General features: G+C 62.5%; 11 protein-coding genes. 1 reads left to right on the top strand and 10 read right to left on the bottom strand.

All coding sequences use genetic code 11. The features are described from left to right. Positions 1-80 precede the first annotated feature (80 nt). Positions 81-5,150, bottom strand: coding sequence for a DUF6543 domain-containing protein (locus LIX93_RS26845; protein ID WP_226507083.1), 5,070 nt, complete (start codon positions 5,148-5,150; stop codon positions 81-83). 314 nt (positions 5,151-5,464) lie between these two features. Here LIX93_RS26845 and LIX93_RS26840 point away from each other — a divergent pair, with 314 nt between their 5' ends. Next, entirely contained in the window at positions 5,465-5,818 is a 354-nt protein-coding gene (locus LIX93_RS26840) for a BON domain-containing protein (RefSeq protein ID WP_226507082.1), read from the top strand. Positions 5,819-6,012: 194 nt separating this feature from the next. Here LIX93_RS26840 and LIX93_RS26835 read toward each other — a convergent pair whose 3' ends face one another. The 9 genes from LIX93_RS26835 to folK form a co-directional block, all read right to left on the bottom strand. Next, complete coding sequence (locus tag LIX93_RS26835) at positions 6,013-6,318, bottom strand: DUF2845 domain-containing protein (RefSeq protein WP_226507081.1); 306 nt, start codon at positions 6,316-6,318, stop codon at positions 6,013-6,015. Next, complete coding sequence (locus LIX93_RS26830) at positions 6,315-9,251, bottom strand: DUF748 domain-containing protein (RefSeq protein ID WP_226507080.1); 2,937 nt, start codon at positions 9,249-9,251, stop codon at positions 6,315-6,317. Before LIX93_RS26830 ends, LIX93_RS26835 begins: the two co-directional genes overlap by 4 nt. Before the next feature lie 153 nt (positions 9,252-9,404). Then, positions 9,405-10,421, bottom strand: coding sequence for a class I SAM-dependent methyltransferase (locus tag LIX93_RS26825; protein WP_226507079.1), 1,017 nt, complete (start codon positions 10,419-10,421; stop codon positions 9,405-9,407). A 206-nt stretch (positions 10,422-10,627) separates the two neighbouring features. After that, positions 10,628-11,806 carry an acetyl-CoA C-acetyltransferase gene (locus tag LIX93_RS26820; protein WP_226507078.1) on the bottom strand — a complete coding sequence of 393 codons (1,179 nt, stop codon included), beginning with the start codon at positions 11,804-11,806 and terminating at the stop codon, positions 10,628-10,630. A gap of 103 nt (positions 11,807-11,909) precedes the next feature. Then, positions 11,910-13,847, bottom strand: coding sequence for an acetate--CoA ligase (gene acs / locus LIX93_RS26815; RefSeq protein WP_226507077.1), 1,938 nt, complete (start codon positions 13,845-13,847; stop codon positions 11,910-11,912). A gap of 156 nt (positions 13,848-14,003) precedes the next feature. Then, on the bottom strand, positions 14,004-15,668 hold the full coding sequence (gene pgi, locus LIX93_RS26810) for a glucose-6-phosphate isomerase (protein ID WP_226507076.1): 1,665 nt from the start codon (positions 15,666-15,668) through the stop codon (positions 14,004-14,006). Between the two features lie 374 nt (positions 15,669-16,042). Beyond that, positions 16,043-16,903 carry a pantoate--beta-alanine ligase gene (gene panC, locus LIX93_RS26805; protein WP_226507075.1) on the bottom strand — a complete coding sequence of 287 codons (861 nt, stop codon included), beginning with the start codon at positions 16,901-16,903 and terminating at the stop codon, positions 16,043-16,045. Next, positions 16,900-17,700, bottom strand: coding sequence for a 3-methyl-2-oxobutanoate hydroxymethyltransferase (panB, locus tag LIX93_RS26800; protein ID WP_226507074.1), 801 nt, complete (start codon positions 17,698-17,700; stop codon positions 16,900-16,902). The genes panC and panB overlap by 4 nt, the downstream gene beginning before the upstream one ends. A gap of 326 nt (positions 17,701-18,026) precedes the next feature. Next, positions 18,027-18,503 (bottom strand): 2-amino-4-hydroxy-6-hydroxymethyldihydropteridine diphosphokinase, encoded by a 477-nt coding sequence (folK, locus tag LIX93_RS26795; RefSeq protein WP_226507073.1) that lies wholly within the window; start codon positions 18,501-18,503, stop codon positions 18,027-18,029.

The raw sequence follows: 18,503 nt of genomic DNA, 5'->3' as shown, positions 1-18,503 counted from the left end.
GTCAGCTTTGTAGCGCAGCGTGATCCGCTGCGCAGTCACACAGGAATGCCCCGTATCTTCGGATACGGGGCATTTTCATTTCAGCCGATAGGGGCGAAACGCGTGCGTCCCAGCTTGGCGATCAGCCAAGACAAGGAGTCAGCGTTGGCCATAATGATATCGGTGCGTATCTGCGGGTTGGTGTAGAAGGCCGCGCGGGCATTCACTAATTTGTCGGTCTTGGTGAGTTTGAGTATCGCGTCGAAGGCACGACCATCGTCGGCGACAATGTCGCGCCACACCATGTTTACCCGGACTTTGAACAGAGTATGGGGTGAGGTGTTCACCGACAGGCCGTTGCGTCGAAAGGCCAGTATTTCGTCACGGACATTGCGCCTGCCGCCGCTATTGCGGCTGAGCTGATCGATAAAGGGGGATGAGGCCTCCACGTAGGCTATGTCCACCGTTCTGAGGATCTGATGAGAGATTTCATGGATCAACGAGACGGCCTGCTGATGCGCGAGCAACTCGGTATCGGAGGCGAGGGCATGCACTGAGACGTCCCATGGCAGGGTAAAGAACCGCTCGGTGAGGAAAATCCGTTTGCCTGGATCTTCGTCATAGACGAAGGCTACGGTGTCTTCATAGCCCGGCATGTTGACGCCAACGACGATGCGCTTCGAGCTGGCGGGCTTCATGGGATCCGAAAGCAAATGCGTCAATATCCGCTTGGTGTAGTCCCGTAGCTGCTCCACCGCCTGCGGGGACGGAACGTGCCCGAACGCATTGCTCAGGATCTTCAAGGTCCTGGGCGACAGCGCGACCTGCGGACTGGGTGCCTCAAGGTTCTCGAGCGCGGTCTCAAGGTAGTGGCGCGCCTTGTCATAGGCCCGCACCAGCATGGCGTGCTTGAGCGGGTGCAGTGCACTGATGTCTTTCATGCCCGACGCCAAGGTGGTGAAGCGCAGCGCGATGTCGAGGTCTGCGGCAGCCGAGTCAAAACAGCTGGGCATGATCCCGCCGCCGAGCAGGCCTTCCTTGAGGTCGATCTGCCACTGGCCATTTACTTCTTTCAGGTCCGGGCCAGCCTTGCCATCCTTGATGATTCTCCAGTGTTCCCCAGGCTTGCCGACTTCATAGACATTCCCCGCCACCGCCGCGAAATAACGATTCGCGGTGGTGTCGACGTACAGGTTCAGCGCGGCGTTCTTGCTCAAATCTTTGAGCTGGATGTCATCACATCGCAAGTTGGCCAGGCTTCCCGAGAATTGAGGCCGCAGGGACTGAGTCGTCCAGGCGGGGTCGATGTCGACCGCTGCTGGTTCTGGCGCGGGGCTCGACGGCACACCTTTCTTGCTCAGTGCGTGATGGGGCATGCGATTGCTGGCCAGGCTCCCCAAGGCGGTGACGAACTCCGCCAGGGACTCGCCCCAGTTGTGCTTGAGCGCCGCTTCGGCCGAGCCCTTGAGCCACTGCGCGCTTTGCAGGGTGGCGATCACCGCCGCCAGTTTGCCCGGCAGGAACAGCGATCCCTGTTCGATCGCCAGGCCCAGCACGTAGCGGAAAACCTGCCAGTAGGCCTCGGCGGTGGTGACCGTACGTGCCTTGGCCAACTCGATAAGAAGGAGCGCGTTCTCGTCATACAGGACGTGGAGGGCATTGCCTTCGATGACTCGGCGGACCAGTTGCACCGGCCCCGGCGTGGTATCGAACACGTAGAGGTCGGACGGGTCCCAGAACAGATGAGGGTGCAGGAAGCCTTGGTGATCGTAGCGGCTGCGCACGCCATCGGGCACACGCGCGAGGATGTCTTGCTGCAAGGCGGTGTCGAGCAGCAAGGCTGCGCGCAGGGCTTCCTGATCCTTGAACTCCATCAGCCGGTGTTCTGGCCGATAGGCGCAGTAGAGCAGCACGGGACCTTGCTTCACATCGTCCGGGCCGATGAGGTACATGCCACGCACGGTGTCGGGAGCAAAGCCCTCGGCGGCGCGCAGTTGCAGGTTGGATATGACGATCTTTTGGCCCATCGCATCATCGCGGGCCAAACCATCCGGTTTGGCCAACACGTGGGACAGGTAGTACATCGCCGCCGCGCTGAGCCTTTTCTCGAGAAACTGCTGATAACCCTCTTCCATCAGGTACGCGGTCGCCGTGTGGCTGTAGCGCTCGCGACGTTTCCCGTAGTCGGCACTGTGGGTGGAGAGTTTGTCGGCCAGCAAGGTGCGATAGGAGCGGCCGACATCCAGCGCATCGACCATGTCGCGGACCTTGCGTGCATCCAGCGGCAACGGCGCCTGATTCGGCCCTGAGACGCTCACCTTGAAGTTGCTGGCGGTATCGACGATGCCACTGTGGGTCAGGGCGAATTCGGTGAGACTCTTGCTGGTGGTGACGATGTCGCCCGCGAGGGGGGACGGCGTCTCCCCGGACAGCACCGGGCTGGGCGTGACGTGGGAATAGGTCACGGTGATCAGCGCCGGATCCGCCGCCAGGGTGGGAAAATCCTTGGCCAGCTGGACACTGAGTTGCTGATGGGCGAAGTCGTCCAGTTTGGGAATATCGAATAGATAGTTGAATTTGCTGTTGGAAACGCTGACGGCGTTCTGCAACAGCAGCGAGTAGGTGCGCAGTTGGTGAGGCGTCGCGTCCTTGAGCCAGATTGGCAGCAAGCTGCGGAAGTACTGGATCTGCAGCGTATCGCGCAGGCGCTTGAGGGGCTTCTGAATGGGCTGGGCGTTCGCTTCGAGGTCGACGAAGCGCTGGAACAGTTTGCCGTCGAGTTCGTTGCGGATCGCGTAACTCAAATAGTGCGTGCGGGTGTTGGCACGATAGCTCGCGGCGCTCTTGCCCAAGTGACCGAGCAGGTCGGCACCTACGCTCGTCAGCACCAGCTCCGGCACGGTGACGCCGGGCAGCACCGAGGGCGTATGCCACTTGATCAGGTCCTCGGCATGTATCAGGTCCATCCATTGCACCAGCTTGGGTTCTTCCTCGAACGCACCATTCATTTGATCGAGCAGACTCTGCTCATCATGGAATTGCGTCAACGGTTCCAGCGGCGACCACAGCAGCAGCGTGCCGGCCTCGGGGGCCGCCCGCTGCAGCACGAAGGCGCTGGTCATGGGCAGTATGTGGGGCTTGCCAGGCATCTTCAGGCTCAGCCCGAGAATACGGAAGCGGGCATTGGCCAGGGTCGGCTGGGGGCTGTCCAGAGAGTGCTGCAGCAAGTCCAGCAGTTCCGCATCGATCAGCTTGTCCTCGCGGGCCATGGCCAGTTCGATACGCAGTAGCGCTTCGGTCAGAACGTGCATGACCCGCGCAGAGAAGGTCACGCCTTTGCCAAAGCGCACCTGCCCCTCATCGTAGGCCTTGTGTTGCTCCAGATAACCGAGCGAGAAGTCGAGCTTCAGATGGCCGATCTGCTGCCAGAGGGCTTCGGCGCTCGGCCAGGCCAGCGACTGCTGATGACGATCCAGCACCTGGAAATCGGCCTTGCTGCCATGGGCGATGCTGCCACTGAGCGTGCCCAGGAAAAAGTCGATCAGAGCGACGGCTTCATCGTTGTGCTTGATCCACAGGTCCTGGGGCTGCAGCGCTCCTTGGCACAGGGCGTTGATCGCGGGCGCGAATTGCCGGATGACTGATGCGCGAATATCGGGCTGGGCACCCTTGAGGCCCTTGAGCAGCGATACCAGTGAACTGGCGTGGATCATGCGTTGAAACAGCGTCACGCTGCGGTTGAGGGGCTCGGGCAGGCTCTTGACCGTGGCGCCGGCGCGGTCTGTTATCCAGCGGCTGGTATCGCCGATATGGGCTAGCCGGCTATCGATGAGCGCGCGGATATCCAAGGCATCCTCAACGGCGGCAGCGGCCGTGCCGGTCTGTGCGCCGGGGAAGCGCAAGGCATGGGCCAGGCGCCGGGCGATCAGGGCGCTCAAGTTGTCCGCAAGCACCAGGAAGGCGCCTTGGTCGATGTCGGTCAGGGTAATGTCGGTGGGGGCTTCATCTTGCAACAGGTTCCAGTGATCCTGTGCGATCGCGATCCAGCGCGGTGCCTGGGAGACCCGCTCGATGCAGTGACGCTTGAGGGCCTCTCGATCAGCGAAATGCAGCAGGCCGCCGCTGGCACTGTACACAAAGAGGCCTTGGCTGGCTTCGGTGCGATGCAGGAGGACCAGGCTGTCGGCAATCGGTACCACGGCCTTGTCGCCTTCCTGCAATGCGGCGAACGCAAGAGTGTGCGCGCTCAGGGTGTCAACGTCCGGGATCAGCAGCTCGCGCAGCCATTCCAGTTGCCCGGCGCTGATCTGTCCGCTGGCCGCTGACTGGATGAGCATCCGCGCATAGTTGTCGGCCAACCCGAGGGCGAGGGCATCGCGCCGGTCGCTGCCGACGTCGTTATCAGCGCCTGCCCAGTACTCGCGCAAGGTGCGGGCGAAGGCTCCCGGGACGGCGATGGTGGCTTCAAGCAGCGCCGCTTCGCAGCTGTCGTGGTAGGCCGGGTCGGGTTCGACGGCGTCACCGCGCAGGTAGCGACGGCGCAGCCCTATGCCCAGAGGCTGGCCGCTGAACAGGTCGAGGGCACTGTCACACAGCGTTTCGGTGCGCAGCACGACATCGTCGGCGGCGACGATCTGCAAGCGATGCCCGGCGATGTCCGTGGTGCCATCGAGCACGCCCGAGAAAGCCTGGGTCACACAGTCGTCCATGACGCTGCGCAAGGTTGGCAGCTTGCTCAGCCCCTCGGCGAAATTGCCGAGCAGGTCGATCTGTTCCTGCAGGAGCTGCTGCGACCACTGTTCGAATACCGGGTAGGCCAGCTCAACGAATTGCAGCGGCTGGGTGGCGACGCCCAGATGTGCCAGTTCGCTTTGCAACGAGCTCTCCAGCTGGCGCAGGTTATCGAAGCCTTGCACGCCGCGCAGAGGGCTATAGAGGTAAACCGCCTTGAGCGCCGGGTTGCGCTGATGGAATACCAGGCAACCGGTAGAGGCCGGTTGGGCATTTTTCAGCGCCTCCACGCGCATGTTTTCGGGGATGGCTGTTTCGTCGGCCAGGCGGCTTAGCCAAGCTGTTTCCTCGATGCTGAGAATATCGCTGGAGGCGGCCTCCAGCGCCGTCTTGAAATGGGCGAAGAGGATACTTGCTTCGAAATAGGGGGTGACGTTCATGATCTTCCCTGCGAGACGGTCCCGGACAATCCGGTTCGGAACCACGACGCTACGCGCGCAGGCCGCAGGGGTAGCGGTAGATAAATCAGAGACTGGCGCGCGCCGGTATTTGGCGAAGATGCAACTTGCACGCGGGCTTAAGGCGCCATCATGCAGTATGCACGACCCAGAGATTTTGCCGATTTTGTAAACTATTGATTTTATTGGAATATTTTTAAATATGAACTTGGCACAACCCCTGCAATCCTATCTAGTAACTCTGCAGCCTTGACCATAAAAGGCGCAGGTTTTTTCGAAAAACAGGAGTGACTCGTATGAAGAAGTTCGCAATTGCTGCCGCTACTGCTGCTACCCTGACCTTGACTCTGGCCAATGCTGCCATGGTCCAGGCTGCCCAGACTTCCCAGCCGATGGTTGTCGCTGCCGGCGAAATGGAAAAAGCCAAAGAGTCCACTTCCGATACCTGGATCACCACCAAAGTCAAATCCGACCTGGTGACCGAGAAAGGCATCCCTGGTACCGACATCAAGGTAGAAACCAACAAAGGCGTGGTTTCCCTGTCGTCGACTGTTGCGATCACCGAAGCGCAGAAAACCACTGCCGTGGCGATCACCAAGAAAATCAAAGGCGTCAAAGCAGTATCGGCTGACGGCCTGAAAGCCGAGTAAGCTGGCGAATATCGCTAACCCTGCAAAGGGTTCATGCGAAGACCGGAAGGATCTGATCGACAAGCCCCGCAGCGTCAATGCTGCGGGGCTTTTTTTGTGGGCTTTCCGGCCCCTCAGCGAGCAAGCCTTGCGCCCATAGTCACTTGTAGGAGCAAGGCTTGCTCGCGAAGGGGCCCGGAAGGCTTACAGCAACCTCAACCGCGTTCGCCGGTGATGTTGGCCAAGCGGTCGCCCTCGAAGCGCAGGTAGTGGTACATCCCGAACGTAGGGCCATACGTCCACTGCTGTACGGGGATTTCCTCGTGTTGCCTGCCGTCCGCGTTTTTCAGATAGCTCACAGGGCCACGGCCGCTGGGTTCGCCGCACTTGCGCAACACCGTGTTCATGTTGTCGTTCACCGATACCAGCGCACTGTCGCAGCGCATCGAGTCGTCGGCGTGCGCGGTGGCGGCGGTGGCGAGCAAGGTAAGGCAGGCGGCCACTGTGTACAAAGTGTTCATTCAGCATCCAGATGCAGGTGAGTGATGACGCTGCCGTCCTTTTCAGCCTGGCCCAGGCTCGCGTCGATGAAGAAGACGCGATCATCGCTCAGCTGTGCTTTTTGCACCATGAAATCCTTGATACTGGCGGCGCGGGCCTGGCCGAGTTCGCGCAGTAGCGGCGTGCTGTCATCCCACGAGTCGATCACTGCGTCGTGCAGCTTGGCCGCCCGCGCCTTGCTGTCCAACTGCTGCCACTCGGCCGGTGGTTGCTGTTTGGCGCGCGTACGGTAGATGGCTTCGAGCATGGCCGGCTTTTCGTCTTCAGGTACGGTGATCTGGCTCGCATCGGCCGGGACCTTGTCGCCACGGCGCTGCAGCATCTTGTAGTAGGTGCTCTGGTACTCCTTCTGCAGGCGGCGTTCAGCGAGGATCGGGCCATCGCTGCTCTGGGCGGCGCTGCCTTCGACTTCCAGGCGCAAGGCAGGGCGCTCCTTGAGTGCTGCAGCGAGTTTCATCAGCGCGGCCTGGGCCTTTGCGTCCAGGCCACTGGTGCCTGGCGCGAAGGCTACGGTGCCGAGGTCGTCGCCACCGCCGCCGGCGATCAACCCGCCGATGAATTTGAACGGCGCTTGCGCTGCGCGCAGCACCAGATTGCGCAGGGTTTGCCAGACGATCGGCATGACGCTGAACTGCGGATTGTTGAGGTCGCCGGTAACCGGCAGCGAGATCGAAATCTTGCCGTCGGTGTCCTTGAGCAGGGCGATGGCGAGCTTGATCGGCAGGCTCACGGCGTCAGGGCTGTCGACTTTCTCGCCCAGTTGCAGCTGTTCGACCACCACATTGTTTTCGGCTTGCAGCTGGCCCTTGGTGATCTGGTAGTGCAGGTCGAGGTTGAGCCTGCCCTTGCGGATGCGGTAACCGGCGAATTTCCCCGAGTAAGGCGTCATGTTGGTGAGTTCGACGCGCTTGAAGCTTGTGGCGATGTCCAGAGCCGACATGGGATCGAATGGGTTCAAGCTGCCGGCGATGGTCACCGGCGCGTAGCGATCCACCTGGCCTTTGATATCGACTTTGGCAGGCACAGGTTTGCGATTGTCGAGAGTGCCGATCTGGCCATTGAGTTGCTCGATGGCGGTGCCGAAGTTGGGGCGCAGGCTGAAGTCGGCGAAGTTGGCCGAGCCGTCATTGATGGCGATGCCGCCAACGTGAATGCCCAGTGGCTTGCTGGCGTTGGCCGTCGTCGCGGTTTTGTTGGCCGGTTTGGCGGCGCTTTCAGCTGGCTGTGGGACCAGCAGGTCATCGACGTTGGTGGTGCGGTCGGGGTTGATCATGAAACGCGCGTAGGGCTTGTCGAAGTTGACCTTGTCGATGCTCAGGCTGTCGCCATGCTCGTAGTCGATACCCTCGACCATCAGGTGTTCCCATTTGACGAAGTCGCGCTGCTTGAGGGTGTCCAGGGTGTGCAGCTGATCGACCTGGGCGCGACCGGTGATGCTCATGGCCAGCGGCGCGGTGCCTTTGAGATTGACCGCCAGGTCGCTGTCGAGCATGCCGCTGCGCAGTTCCAGGCGGATGAACGGGGTGATATAGGCCTGGGCCACGCGCAGATCGATATCGCGGGTCGCTACCTTGAGCCGCGCGCTCACCGGCTGCAGATTGACCTCGCCCTCGGCGCTGATCTTGCCCTGCTTGCCCAGCCCGGTGTCGAGCTTGAGGGTGAAGGGCGAGCCGTTGAGGCTGTCGAAGTTATGCACATCGATATTGAGCGGGGTGATGTCCAGCGCCACGGGCTCCTTCTGCGCCTTGTCGGCAACGTGGACCTTGTAATCACGCAGCTGCACATCCTTGAGCACTATCTGCCACGGTTTGCTGGGTCTTGGGGCCGGGGCGGGCTTGCTGTCGGCGGCGGCGGGCGACTTGGCCTCCACCGGCGTGGGCTTGGCCGGTTGGCTGGCCAGCAGCTTTTGCCAGTCCAGTTGACCGTCGGCTTCGCGCGCAACCCAGGTTTCCAGGCCGTTGCTACGGATCTTGCCAACCTGCACCTGTTGCTTGGCGAGGTCGACGCGGGTGTCGCTGACGTCCAGGCGGGCCAGATTGACCAAGGGGCGGCCATCGGGCGCCTTGATGGCGAACGGCGCGACGCTGAGCGAGGCGTTGCTGAGCAGCAGTTCGGTCTGCTCGGCCAGGTTGAGCTGGTAATCGGTGCTGAGGTTGAGCACGCCCTCCTGCAAGTCGATCGGCACCGCGTCGCGCACGTAGGGCCAGAACACCTTCATGCGCGCATCGCTGACCTTGAGTTTGCCAGTGGAGGCGATTGGCGACAGGCTCAGGTTGCCGGTCCAGTCGATGCGCCCGCCATCCGGGCTGACCGCAGCGAGGGTCATGTCGGCGTTGTCTTCCGGCAGGGTGCTGAGGTTGTTGAGCTCCAGGTTCATCGAGTTGTAGACGAATTCGATCGGCTCGCTGGGGCGTGGGTCGTTGAAGTGCAGGTAGCCTTCGGCAAGCTTGATGCTGTCGATGCGCAGCGGGAACGGCTTGGACGGTGGCGCATCGGCGGGCGCGGGGGCCGAGGGCGGCAACGTGAACAGCTGGGCAAGGTTGAGCCGGCCTTGCTTGTCGAACAGCAGCTCGGTGTGCGGCTTGTCGAGTTCTATGGCGGACAGGTGCAAGGCACCGCTCCACAGGCTGTCGATTTGCAGGTTGGTGTAGAGGCGCTCGAAGCTCACCTGTTCGGCACCCGGTGCACCCAGGTGCAGGCCCCACAACGTCAGCTCCAGGCTGAAGGGGTTGAACTCCAGGCGTTCAAGGTGCGCCGGCACGCTGGCGTATTTGGCCAACTGCTGATTGGCGATGCGCAAGCCGACGCCCGGAAGGACCAGAAAGCCCAGCAGACTGTAAAGGGCCAGGGCGATCAGGGTGGCGCCGAGGGCGCGTTGCAATCCTTTGGGCATGTGCGGCTTCGTCTGTTCGATCGAGGTGCCTTGGAGTATGGCACGGGGATACAGTTCCGATGAACCTCGGTATTTATGTGGGACGGGGCGCTGCCCACGCAGGCAGCTGCGTAGCCAAGACCCCTTCGTGGGCAACGCCCACTCCCACATGAATCAGAAGTGCAGCACCATGATTTTCAAGGGCGGCTGGCCATCGGCAGAGGGGAAGTCAGCACCGGGACCCAGACGCGACCACTGGCGCACCGGGCGGCCGGCTTTTTCGGCGCAGCGCAAGACCTGATCGCGCCAGTCGTCGAAGGCGACCTTCGCCAGATTGTTGCAGCAGATCAGCACGCCATCGTCAGCGGTGGCGAGGATCGCCGGCTTGAGCAGGCTTTGATAATCGCGCAGCAAGTCGACAGTGCCAAAAGCGCTTTTGGCCCAGGCGGGCGGATCGAGGAGCACCAGATCGAACTGGCGTTGCGCCAGGCGCGGGTAGCTCGGCAGTTTTTGCCCGCGGCGCTGGCTGATGGGCAAGCCGGCGAGTTGGCGGATTGCCGGGAAGTAGTCCGATTGCACGAACGACATCTCTGGCAGTCGAGGGTTGAGCAAGCCATTCTCGCGACCGACCGCCAGATTGCCCTCGGCGAAATCCAGGTTGCAGACTTCACTCGCACCACCGGCCACAGCGCTCAGGCCGACGCCGCACGTGTAGGCGAACAGGTTGAGCACGGACTTGCCCTTGGCGTGGTCCTTGACCCAGCCGCGAGCTTCGCGCAGGTCGAGAAACAGCAGCGGGTCCTGCCCGGCATGGCGTCCGCGCACGCGGTAGTCGAGGCCCCACTCGTGGCCGATCATGTCTTCCAGTGCGGCGGGTTCGGCGCTGTAGACCTTGTCGTGGCGGTCGATGCGCGAGTTGCCACCGGAGCGGTCGTTGTACACCAGGTGCAATGGCAGGCCCAGGCGCTGCTGGACCTCGGCGTGCAGGCCGAGCAGGGTGTCACGGTCCACCGGCTGATGGAAGCTCTGTACCAGCAACTGCGGGCCATAGCGGTCCAGCGTGAGGCCGCCGGCGCCTTCCTGGCTGCCGTGGAACAGGCGATAGCAATCAGTGCCCTGGGCGTGCAAGGTGGCTAGCAGATCGGTGCGGGAGTCGAGGGCGGCGCGCAGCGCCTGGGTCAAAACGGACATGCGGAGCGCCTTGGTGAACAGGGGCGCAGTTTACCAGTGTTGCTCTGCAATGCAGCAAGCCGGTGAGGTAATGGGCCGGCTGTACCGGCCTCTTCGCGAGCAAGCTCTGCTCCCACAGTGTTGACCGGGCCTGAGCCTTGCACTTGTGGGAGCACGGCTTGCCCGCGAAGAGGCCGGCCCTGCTGGTCCATCGACTGCCAATGAGCCTACCGCTCGATCGCCAGCGCTACCCCTTGGCCACCGCCAATGCACAGCGTCGCCAAGCCCTTATGCACATCGCGCTTGATCATCTCGTGCAGCAGGGTCACCAGCACTCGGCATCCTGATGCGCCTATGGGATGGCCAAGCGCAATGGCGCCGCCGTTGACGTTGACCTTGCTGGCATCCCATTCCAGCTCCTTGCCCACCGCCAGGGCCTGCGCAGCAAAGGCCTCGTTGGCCTCGATCAGATCCAGTTCGGACAGTGTCCAGCCGGCCTTGTCCAGGCAACGGCGCGTAGCGCTCACCGGGCCGATGCCCATGATCGCCGGATCGACCCCGGCATTGGCGTAGGCCTTGATCCGCGCCAGCACGGGCAGGCCCAACTGCTCGGCTTTGGTCGCGCTCATGAGGATCACCGCAGCGGCGCCATCATTCAGCGATGACGCATTGCCCGCTGTCACGCTGCCATCCTTCTTGAAGGCCGGCTTGAGCTTGGCCAGCGCCTCGGCCGTGGTGCCGGCGCGCGGCTGCTCGTCGATGGCGAAGGACAACGGCTCGCCCTTGCGCTGCGGAATCTGGATGGGGGTGATTTCATCGACAAAGCGCCCGCTCTCGATAGCAGCGCTGGCCTTTTGCTGCGAGGCGGCTGCAAAGGCGTCCTGCTGCTCGCGGCTGATGGCGTATTTGTCCACCAGATTCTCGGCAGTGATGCCCATATGGTAGTCATTGAAAGCATCCCACAGGCCGTCGCTGATCATCGTGTCGATCAAACTGCTGTGGCCCATGCGCAAACCGGTGCGCGCCCCCGGTATCACGTAATTGGCCAAGGACATGTTTTCCTGCCCGCCGGCGATGATCACCTCGGCGTCGCCGCAGCGAATTGCCTGGGTCGCCAGATGCAGGGCCTTGAGGCCCGAGCCGCAGACCTTGTTCAGGGTCATGGCCGGTACCGCGTGGGGCAGCCCGGCCTTGATGGCTGCCTGACGGGCGGGGTTCTGTCCGGCGCCGGCAGTGAGCACCTGGCCAAGGATCACTTCATCGACCAGGGCCGGGTCGAGGCCGGTCTGGGCCAGCAGTTGACGGATCACGGCGGCGCCCAGATCAACGGCCGGGATGTGTGCCAAGGCACCCTGAAAACTGCCGACGGCAGTGCGGGTGGCGGCAACGATGACAACGTCCTGCATGGTTCAGACCTCGATTTATTGGATTTGTCGGGGTGCCGAGGGTATCGACACCCGCCTGGGATCGATCCGCATGGTGACATGGATGGGCTGCGCGCTGCCATCCTCAGCGGTTGAGCCGGTTGGCGATCAGGCCGTCCAGCACGCTGGCGTCGGTCAACGTCGAGGTGTCCCCCAGCTCGTCCAACTGGTTGCTGGCGATGCGTCGCAACAGCCGGCGCATGATTTTGCCCGAGCGGGTCTTGGGTAAGGCCTCGGTGGCTTGCAGCAGCTCTGGCCGGGCGAAGCGGCCGATCTCGTGGCTCACCAGCGCCAGCAACTCTTCGCGCAACGCCCCATCCAAGCACACGCCGGTCATTGGCGTGACGAAGGCGTAGATGCCTTGGCCCTTGAGCGGGTGCGGATAGCCGACCACCGCCGCCTCGGCGATGCTCTCATGCAATACCAGTGCACTCTCGATTTCGGCGGTGCCGATGCGGTGCCCGGAGACATTGATCACATCATCGACACGGCCGGTGATCCACAGGTCGCCATCGGCATCACGACGAGCACCGTCCCCCGTCAGGTAGTAACCCGGGAACGGCGCGAAATAGCTGTCGATCATGCGCTGATGATCGCCCCACACGCTGCGGATCTGCGCTGGCCAGCTGCCCTTCAGCGCCAGCAGCCCGGTGCCGGCGCCTTCGATGGGTTCGCCCTGTTCGCTAAGCAGCACCGGTTGCACGCCAAACAGAGGCTGCATGGCGCTGCCGGGCTTCCTGCCGGGTGTGCCGACCAGCGGCGAAAGCATGATGGCGCCAGTCTCGGTCTGCCACCAGGTATCGACGATGGGACAGCGCTGGCGCCCCACCTCATGGAAGAACCAGTTCCAGGCTTCCGGATTGATCGGCTCGCCGACGCTGCCGAGCACTCGCAGGCTGTCTCTGGCGCTATTGCGCAAATGCTCGTCGCCTTCCTTCATCAAGGCGCGCAAAGAGGTGGGGGCGGTGTAGAACGTGGTCACCTGGTGCTTGTCGATGATGCGCCAACTGCGCGAGGCATCCGGATGATGCGCGACGCCCTCGAACATCAGGGTGGTCGAACCGGCAGCCAGGGGGCCATAGACGATGTAGCTCTGCCCGGTGATCCAGCCGATATCAGCGGTGCACCAGTGGATATCGCCTTCGCGGTAGTCGAATACATCGCGGTAAGTGAGAAGGGTCTGCAGCAGGTAGCCCGCGGTGCTGTGCAACACCCCCTTGGGCTTGCCGGTGCTGCCGGAGGTGTAGAGGATGAACAGCGGGTCTTCGGCCGCCATGGGTTCGGCCGGGCAGTCGGCGCTGGCGCCATGGACGGCCTCGTGATACCACAGGTCGCGGCCCTCGACCCACTGCACCTCGCCTTCGGTGCGCTGTACCACGATCACCGTGCTGACCTGCGGGCAACTGAGCAACGCCTGGTCGACATTGTCCTTGAGGCCCACGTAGACGCCCGCCCTGACGCTCTCATCGGCCGTGATCACAGTATTGGCGCCGGCATCCTCGAGCCTGTCGGCCAGGGCGTCGGCAGAAAACCCCGAGAACACCACCGAGTGGACCGCTCCGATGCGAGCGCAGGCAAGCATGGCATAGGCGGCTTCGGGGGTCATTGGCATGTAGATGCACACGCGATCGCCTTTGCGCACACCGCGGCTCTTGAGCACGTTGGCCAGGCGGCAGACGTGACGATGGAGCTTTTGGTAGGTGACTTCCGCGGATTCGGTCGGGTGGTCGCCCTCCCAGATGATCGCCACCTGTTCGCCCTTGGTGTCGAGGTGGCGGTCGATGCAGTTGTAACTGACATTGAGTTCGCCCCCTTCGAACCAGGCCGCCTGGCCATGGGTGAAGTCGCAGCGCTGGACCTGCTGCCAAGGCTTGAACCAGTGCAGTAACGCGCGCGCCTGATCGCCCCAGAAGGTATCCGGATCGTCGATCGACTGGCGATAGAGTCGTTGGTAATCGGCGTGGCTCAAGCGGGCTGCCTGGCTGACAGCCTCCGCGATGGGGAATGCGCTGAGCTTGGACATGGCAGATCCTCATCCTTTTGATCGGATGAGTATAGAGGCGGCTTCAGGTTCTGCCGTGTAGCGAGGGGGGGCTGTCCCCCGATACGGTCGGTCAGACACATTTGCGTGACTGACACCGCGTATCGGAGGCAAGATTCTCGCTATAGGGTGTTGCGCTTAACCGCGGTGACGACCACGGAAGTAGTTGATCAAGCCCTGGGTCGAGGCGTCTTCGGCTGGCTCTTCGATACCGCCGGTCAGGCGTTGGTACACGCCCTTGCCCAGCTCCTTGCCCAGCTCCACACCCCACTGGTCGAAGGCGTTGGTGCCCCAGATCACGCTCTGCACGAACACCTTGTGCTCATACATGGCCACCAGCGCACCCAAGCGCCGCGGGCTGACGCGCTCGAGCACCAGCGTATTGCTCGGACGGTTGCCCGGGATCACCTTGTGCGGTGCCAGCTTCTGGATATCGGCCTCGGCCATGCCTTTGTCACGCAACTCGGCTTCGGCTTCGTTGCGGGTCTTGCCGAGCATCAGCGCCTGGCTTTGCGACAGGCAGTTGGCGAACAGCCACTGGTGATGGTCGGCGACCGGATTGAAACTGACCACCGGCACGATGAAGTCTGCCGGGATCATCTGCGTGCCTTGGTGCAGCAACTGGTGATAAGCATGCTGACCGTTGCAACCCACACCACCCCAGATTACCGGGCCGGTTTCGACGCTGACCGGGCTGCCGTCCTGGCGCACGCTCTTGCCGTTGGACTCCATGTCCAGTTGCTGCAAGTGCTTGGTGATGTTGCGCAGGTAGTGATCGTACGGCAGGATCGCGTGGCTCTGGGCTTCCCAGAAATTGTTGTACCACACGCCCAGCAGCGCCAGCAGGACCGGGATGTTCTGTTCGAACGGCGCGGTCTGGAAGTGCTGGTCCATGGTGTAGGCACCGGACAGCAGCTCCTTGAAGTTGGCCATGCCGATGGACAGCGCGATCGGCAAACCGATGGCCGACCACAGCGAATAACGTCCGCCGACCCAGTCCCACATCGGGAAGATGTTTTCTTCACGAATACCGAACGCCACGGCCGCGGCGTTGTTGCTCGAGACCGCGATGAAGTGCCGATGCAGCTCGGCTTCGGAGCCGCCCTGTGCCAGGTACCAGGCACGCGAAGCCTGGGCATTCTTGAGGGTTTCGAGGGTATTGAAGGATTTCGACGAGACGATGAACAGCGTGGTCTCGGCGCGCAGCTTGGCCGACAGCTCGTGGAATTCGCTGCCGTCGATGTTCGCCAGGTAGTGGCAACGCACGCCTTTCTGGCTGTAGGGCAACAGCGCCTCGGACACCAGCTCAGGGCCCAGGAACGAGCCGCCGATACCGATATTGACCACATCGGTGATCGGTTTTTCGGTGTAGCCGCGCCACAGGCCGTCGTGGATGCGGGTGACCAGCTCGGTGATCTGGTTCAGCACCTTGTGCACGTCCGGCATGATGTTGGTGCCGTTGACGCTGAGCTTGTCGCCGACCGGGCGACGCAGCGCGGTGTGCAGCGCCGGGCGGCCTTCGGAGGCGTTGAGGATCTCGCCTGCGAACATTGCCTTGATTGCCGTATTGAGGTCGACCTCGGCGGCGAGCTTGACCAGCAGGTCGCGGGTCTCGCTGGTGATCAGGTTTTTCGAGTAGTCGAGGAACAGCCCACAACCGCTCAGGGAGAATTGATTGAAGCGCTGTGGATCGGCCTGGAATGCCTCGCGCATGCTGAAATCTTGCATGGCGGTACGGTGCTGGCTGAGCGCCTTCCATGCGGGCAACTGGGTAACGTCGTGAGGAGTGCGGTAGTACGCCATCGCTGCGGGTTTCCTTTTACTGGTACTGCCTCGTGGACACTGACTGATCCGGCCAGGTTGCGTAGCGGTTCAAGCCACACTGCAGGTCTTGCCGCACTGCTGGCGACGACGCCTGGACACAGATCAAGCTGAACTGTGATTACAGTAAACATCCTTTGCGCGTCTGTCTGCGCCTGGATTGCCTTTTGACTGATACTTTTCACAATCGTTGGCAGATGAAGCTGATTTTCATGAACGCGGCAGAGTCGGCTGCGCTGCAGATGGCCTCTTCGCGAGCAAGCTCTGCTCCCACAGTGGAAACAGTTCCAGAGTCGAACACCTGTGGGAGCAGAGCTTGCTCGCGAAGAGGCCGGCATGGCTAGAGCAAATCTTGCTCAAACCGCTGCATGCAGATCCAGATGCAGATTGTCGATCAACCGCGTGGTGCCCAGATAGGCCGCCACCAGAATGACCAGATCGTGATCCAGCGCGGTGGCCGGGCGCAGGTGCACGGCGTGGCGGATTTCCAGATAGTCGAGGGTGAACCCCGAGGCGCTGATGATCTTGCGTTGGCGCTCCAGCAGCCCGGCATAGTCGCGGTCGCCTTGGGCAATGGCCTCGGCCATTTCGCTGAGGCTGCGGTACAGCACTGGCGCCTTGGCCCGTTGCGCGGCATCCAGATAACCGTTGCGCGAAGACAGCGCCAGGCCGTCTTCGGCGCGCACGGTCGGCTGGCCGACGATCTCGATAGGCATGTTGAGGTCGCGGACCATGGCGCGGATCACCGCCAGTTGCTGGTAATCCTTCTGGCCGAAGATGGCGACGTCCGGCTGCACCATGTTGAGCAACTTGCTGACCACCGTGGCCACTCCCTCGAAGTGCCCCGGGCGGCTGGCACCGCACAGGCCCTGGGACAGTTCCGGCACGCTGACGCGGGTCTGCACGGCGGTGCCTTCGGGGTACATTTGCGCCACGCTGGGGGCGAACAGCAGGTCGCAACCGGCCTCGACCAGGCGCTGCTGATCGGCGTCCAGGGTACGCGGGTAGGTATCGAGATCTTCGCTGGGGCCGAATTGCAACGGATTGACGAAAATGCTCGCCACCACGAAGTCGCTCAGCGCTCGGGCGTGAGTCACCAGCGCGGCGTGACCGCTGTGCAGATTACCCATGGTCGGGGCGAAGCCGATGCGTTTGCCGGCGCGGCGTGCCAAGGCAATCGCGGCGCGCAGTTCAGCGATGGTGGTGACTGTGTTCATGCGTTGAATCCGTGTTCGGGGGCAGGAAAGCTGTGGTCTTTGACGGCGCTGACATAAGCGCGCAGGGCGCTGTGGATGTCAGGTTGGCCAGCCATGAAGTTCTTCACGAAACGCGGTACATGGCCGCTGAGCGAGAGCCCGAGCATGTCGTGCAGCACCAGGACCTGGCCGTCAGCAGCATTGCCGGCACCGATGCCGATCACGGGCACCTTGGCCCTTTTGGTAATTTGTTCTGCCAGTTCACTGGGCACGCATTCGAGCAGAATCATCGCCGCGCCGGCTTGTTCGAGGCTGATCGCATCCGCTCGCAACTGCTGGGCCTGCGCCTCAAGGCGGCCTTGCACCTTGTAGCCGCCGAGGACGTTGACCGTCTGCGGCGTCAGCCCGAGGTGCACGCACACAGGCACGCCACGTTCAGCCAGCAGGCGCACGGTATCGGCCAGCCAGGCAGCGCCTTCGATCTTGACCATATGAGCCCCGGCCTGCATGAGTTGCGCGCTGTTGGCGAACGACTGCTCGAGGGTCGCGCAAGCCATGAAGGGCAGGTCGGCGAGGATCAGTGCCTCGCGGTTGCCACGTTTGACGCTGGCCACGTGATACGCCATGTCGGCATTGGTCACTGGCAAGGTGCTGTCGTGGCCTTGCAGGACCATGCCCAGGGAATCGCCGACCAACAGGATCTCGACGCCGGATTCGCTGGCGGCACGGGCGAATGTGGCGTCATAGCAGGTCAACATTGTTATTTTCTCACCCTTGAGCTTCAGGCTCTGCAGGGTGGACAGGGAGATCTGGGGCATGCAAGGGCTTCCTCGGTCGGGCGCGGGCGCTCGACGCTGTGATTCATCGATCGGAGCAGCACATCATCTGGCGTGGTGTTTTCAAAGAGCTGCCCTGGGGTGTTTCACCGCTCGGTCAGAGAGATGACCGCGGGACGCCTATAGTCGTGAGGAGGGGGGGCGAAGTCAAATATTCGCGGCTGATCGGTAAGGGTGCCGGCTTGCTTGATTTATCCGGCATCTGCGGTGGCTCCGGGGGCCTCTTGACCGCCGAACGCGCAGGCCCGACCCCACAGGTTGAACGCAACCCATCGGTGGGAGCGGGCTCTCTGCTCGCGAAGGCGTGATCAAAGCCGTTGCAGGCCTTCAAACGGACACTCATCCAGCAGCCCCTGCAACGCTCGGCCATCGGCGAGTACAAAGTCGGCTGGAACCAGCTCGGCGAGGGGATAAAGGACGAACGCCCGTGCCTGCATATGATAATGCGGCACCTTGAGGCGGGGTTCACCAATGACCCGCTCGCCGAACAGCAGGATGTCCAGGTCCAGCGTACGCGGGCCCCAGCGCTCCAGGCGTTCACGGCCCTGGTCATTTTCGATGGCCTGCAGTGCGTCGAGCAGCGCCAGTGGGGCGAGGTCGGTGGCCAGAGCCGCCACGGCATTGGTGTAGCGCGGCTGGCCGGGCAGCAAGGATTCGCTGCTGTACAGCGCCGACGCTCCTATCCAGTGGCTGTCCGGCAGGGTGGCCAGCGCCGCCAGCGCCTGGCGCAATTGTTGCTCGGGTGCCGCCAGGTTGCTGCCCAGGCCGATGTACACGGTTTCCAT

It is taken from the genome of Pseudomonas sp. MWU16-30317 (genome assembly GCF_020515695.1).
Classification (GTDB): Bacteria; Pseudomonadota; Gammaproteobacteria; order Pseudomonadales; family Pseudomonadaceae; genus Aquipseudomonas.
Note: the sequence above shows the minus strand (reverse complement) of the source record. Positions and strands in the feature narration are given on the sequence as shown.

What these genes read in the sequence shown, in the direction of transcription:
- LIX93_RS26845 (WP_226507083.1), bottom strand. Translation starts at nt 5,150, where the DNA reads ATGAACGTCACCCCCTATTTCGAAGCAAGTATCCTCTTCGCCCATTTC.
- LIX93_RS26840 (WP_226507082.1), top strand. Translation starts at nt 5,465, where the DNA reads ATGAAGAAGTTCGCAATTGCTGCCGCTACTGCTGCTACCCTGACCTTG.
- LIX93_RS26835 (WP_226507081.1), bottom strand. Translation starts at nt 6,318, where the DNA reads ATGAACACTTTGTACACAGTGGCCGCCTGCCTTACCTTGCTCGCCACC.
- LIX93_RS26830 (WP_226507080.1), bottom strand. Translation starts at nt 9,251, where the DNA reads ATGCCCAAAGGATTGCAACGCGCCCTCGGCGCCACCCTGATCGCCCTG.
- LIX93_RS26825 (WP_226507079.1), bottom strand. Translation starts at nt 10,421, where the DNA reads ATGTCCGTTTTGACCCAGGCGCTGCGCGCCGCCCTCGACTCCCGCACC.
- LIX93_RS26820 (WP_226507078.1), bottom strand. Translation starts at nt 11,806, where the DNA reads ATGCAGGACGTTGTCATCGTTGCCGCCACCCGCACTGCCGTCGGCAGT.
- acs (WP_226507077.1), bottom strand. Translation starts at nt 13,847, where the DNA reads ATGTCCAAGCTCAGCGCATTCCCCATCGCGGAGGCTGTCAGCCAGGCA.
- pgi (WP_226507076.1), bottom strand. Translation starts at nt 15,668, where the DNA reads ATGGCGTACTACCGCACTCCTCACGACGTTACCCAGTTGCCCGCATGG.
- panC (WP_226507075.1), bottom strand. Translation starts at nt 16,903, where the DNA reads ATGAACACAGTCACCACCATCGCTGAACTGCGCGCCGCGATTGCCTTG.
- panB (WP_226507074.1), bottom strand. Translation starts at nt 17,700, where the DNA reads ATGCCCCAGATCTCCCTGTCCACCCTGCAGAGCCTGAAGCTCAAGGGT.
- folK (WP_226507073.1), bottom strand. Translation starts at nt 18,503, where the DNA reads ATGGAAACCGTGTACATCGGCCTGGGCAGCAACCTGGCGGCACCCGAG.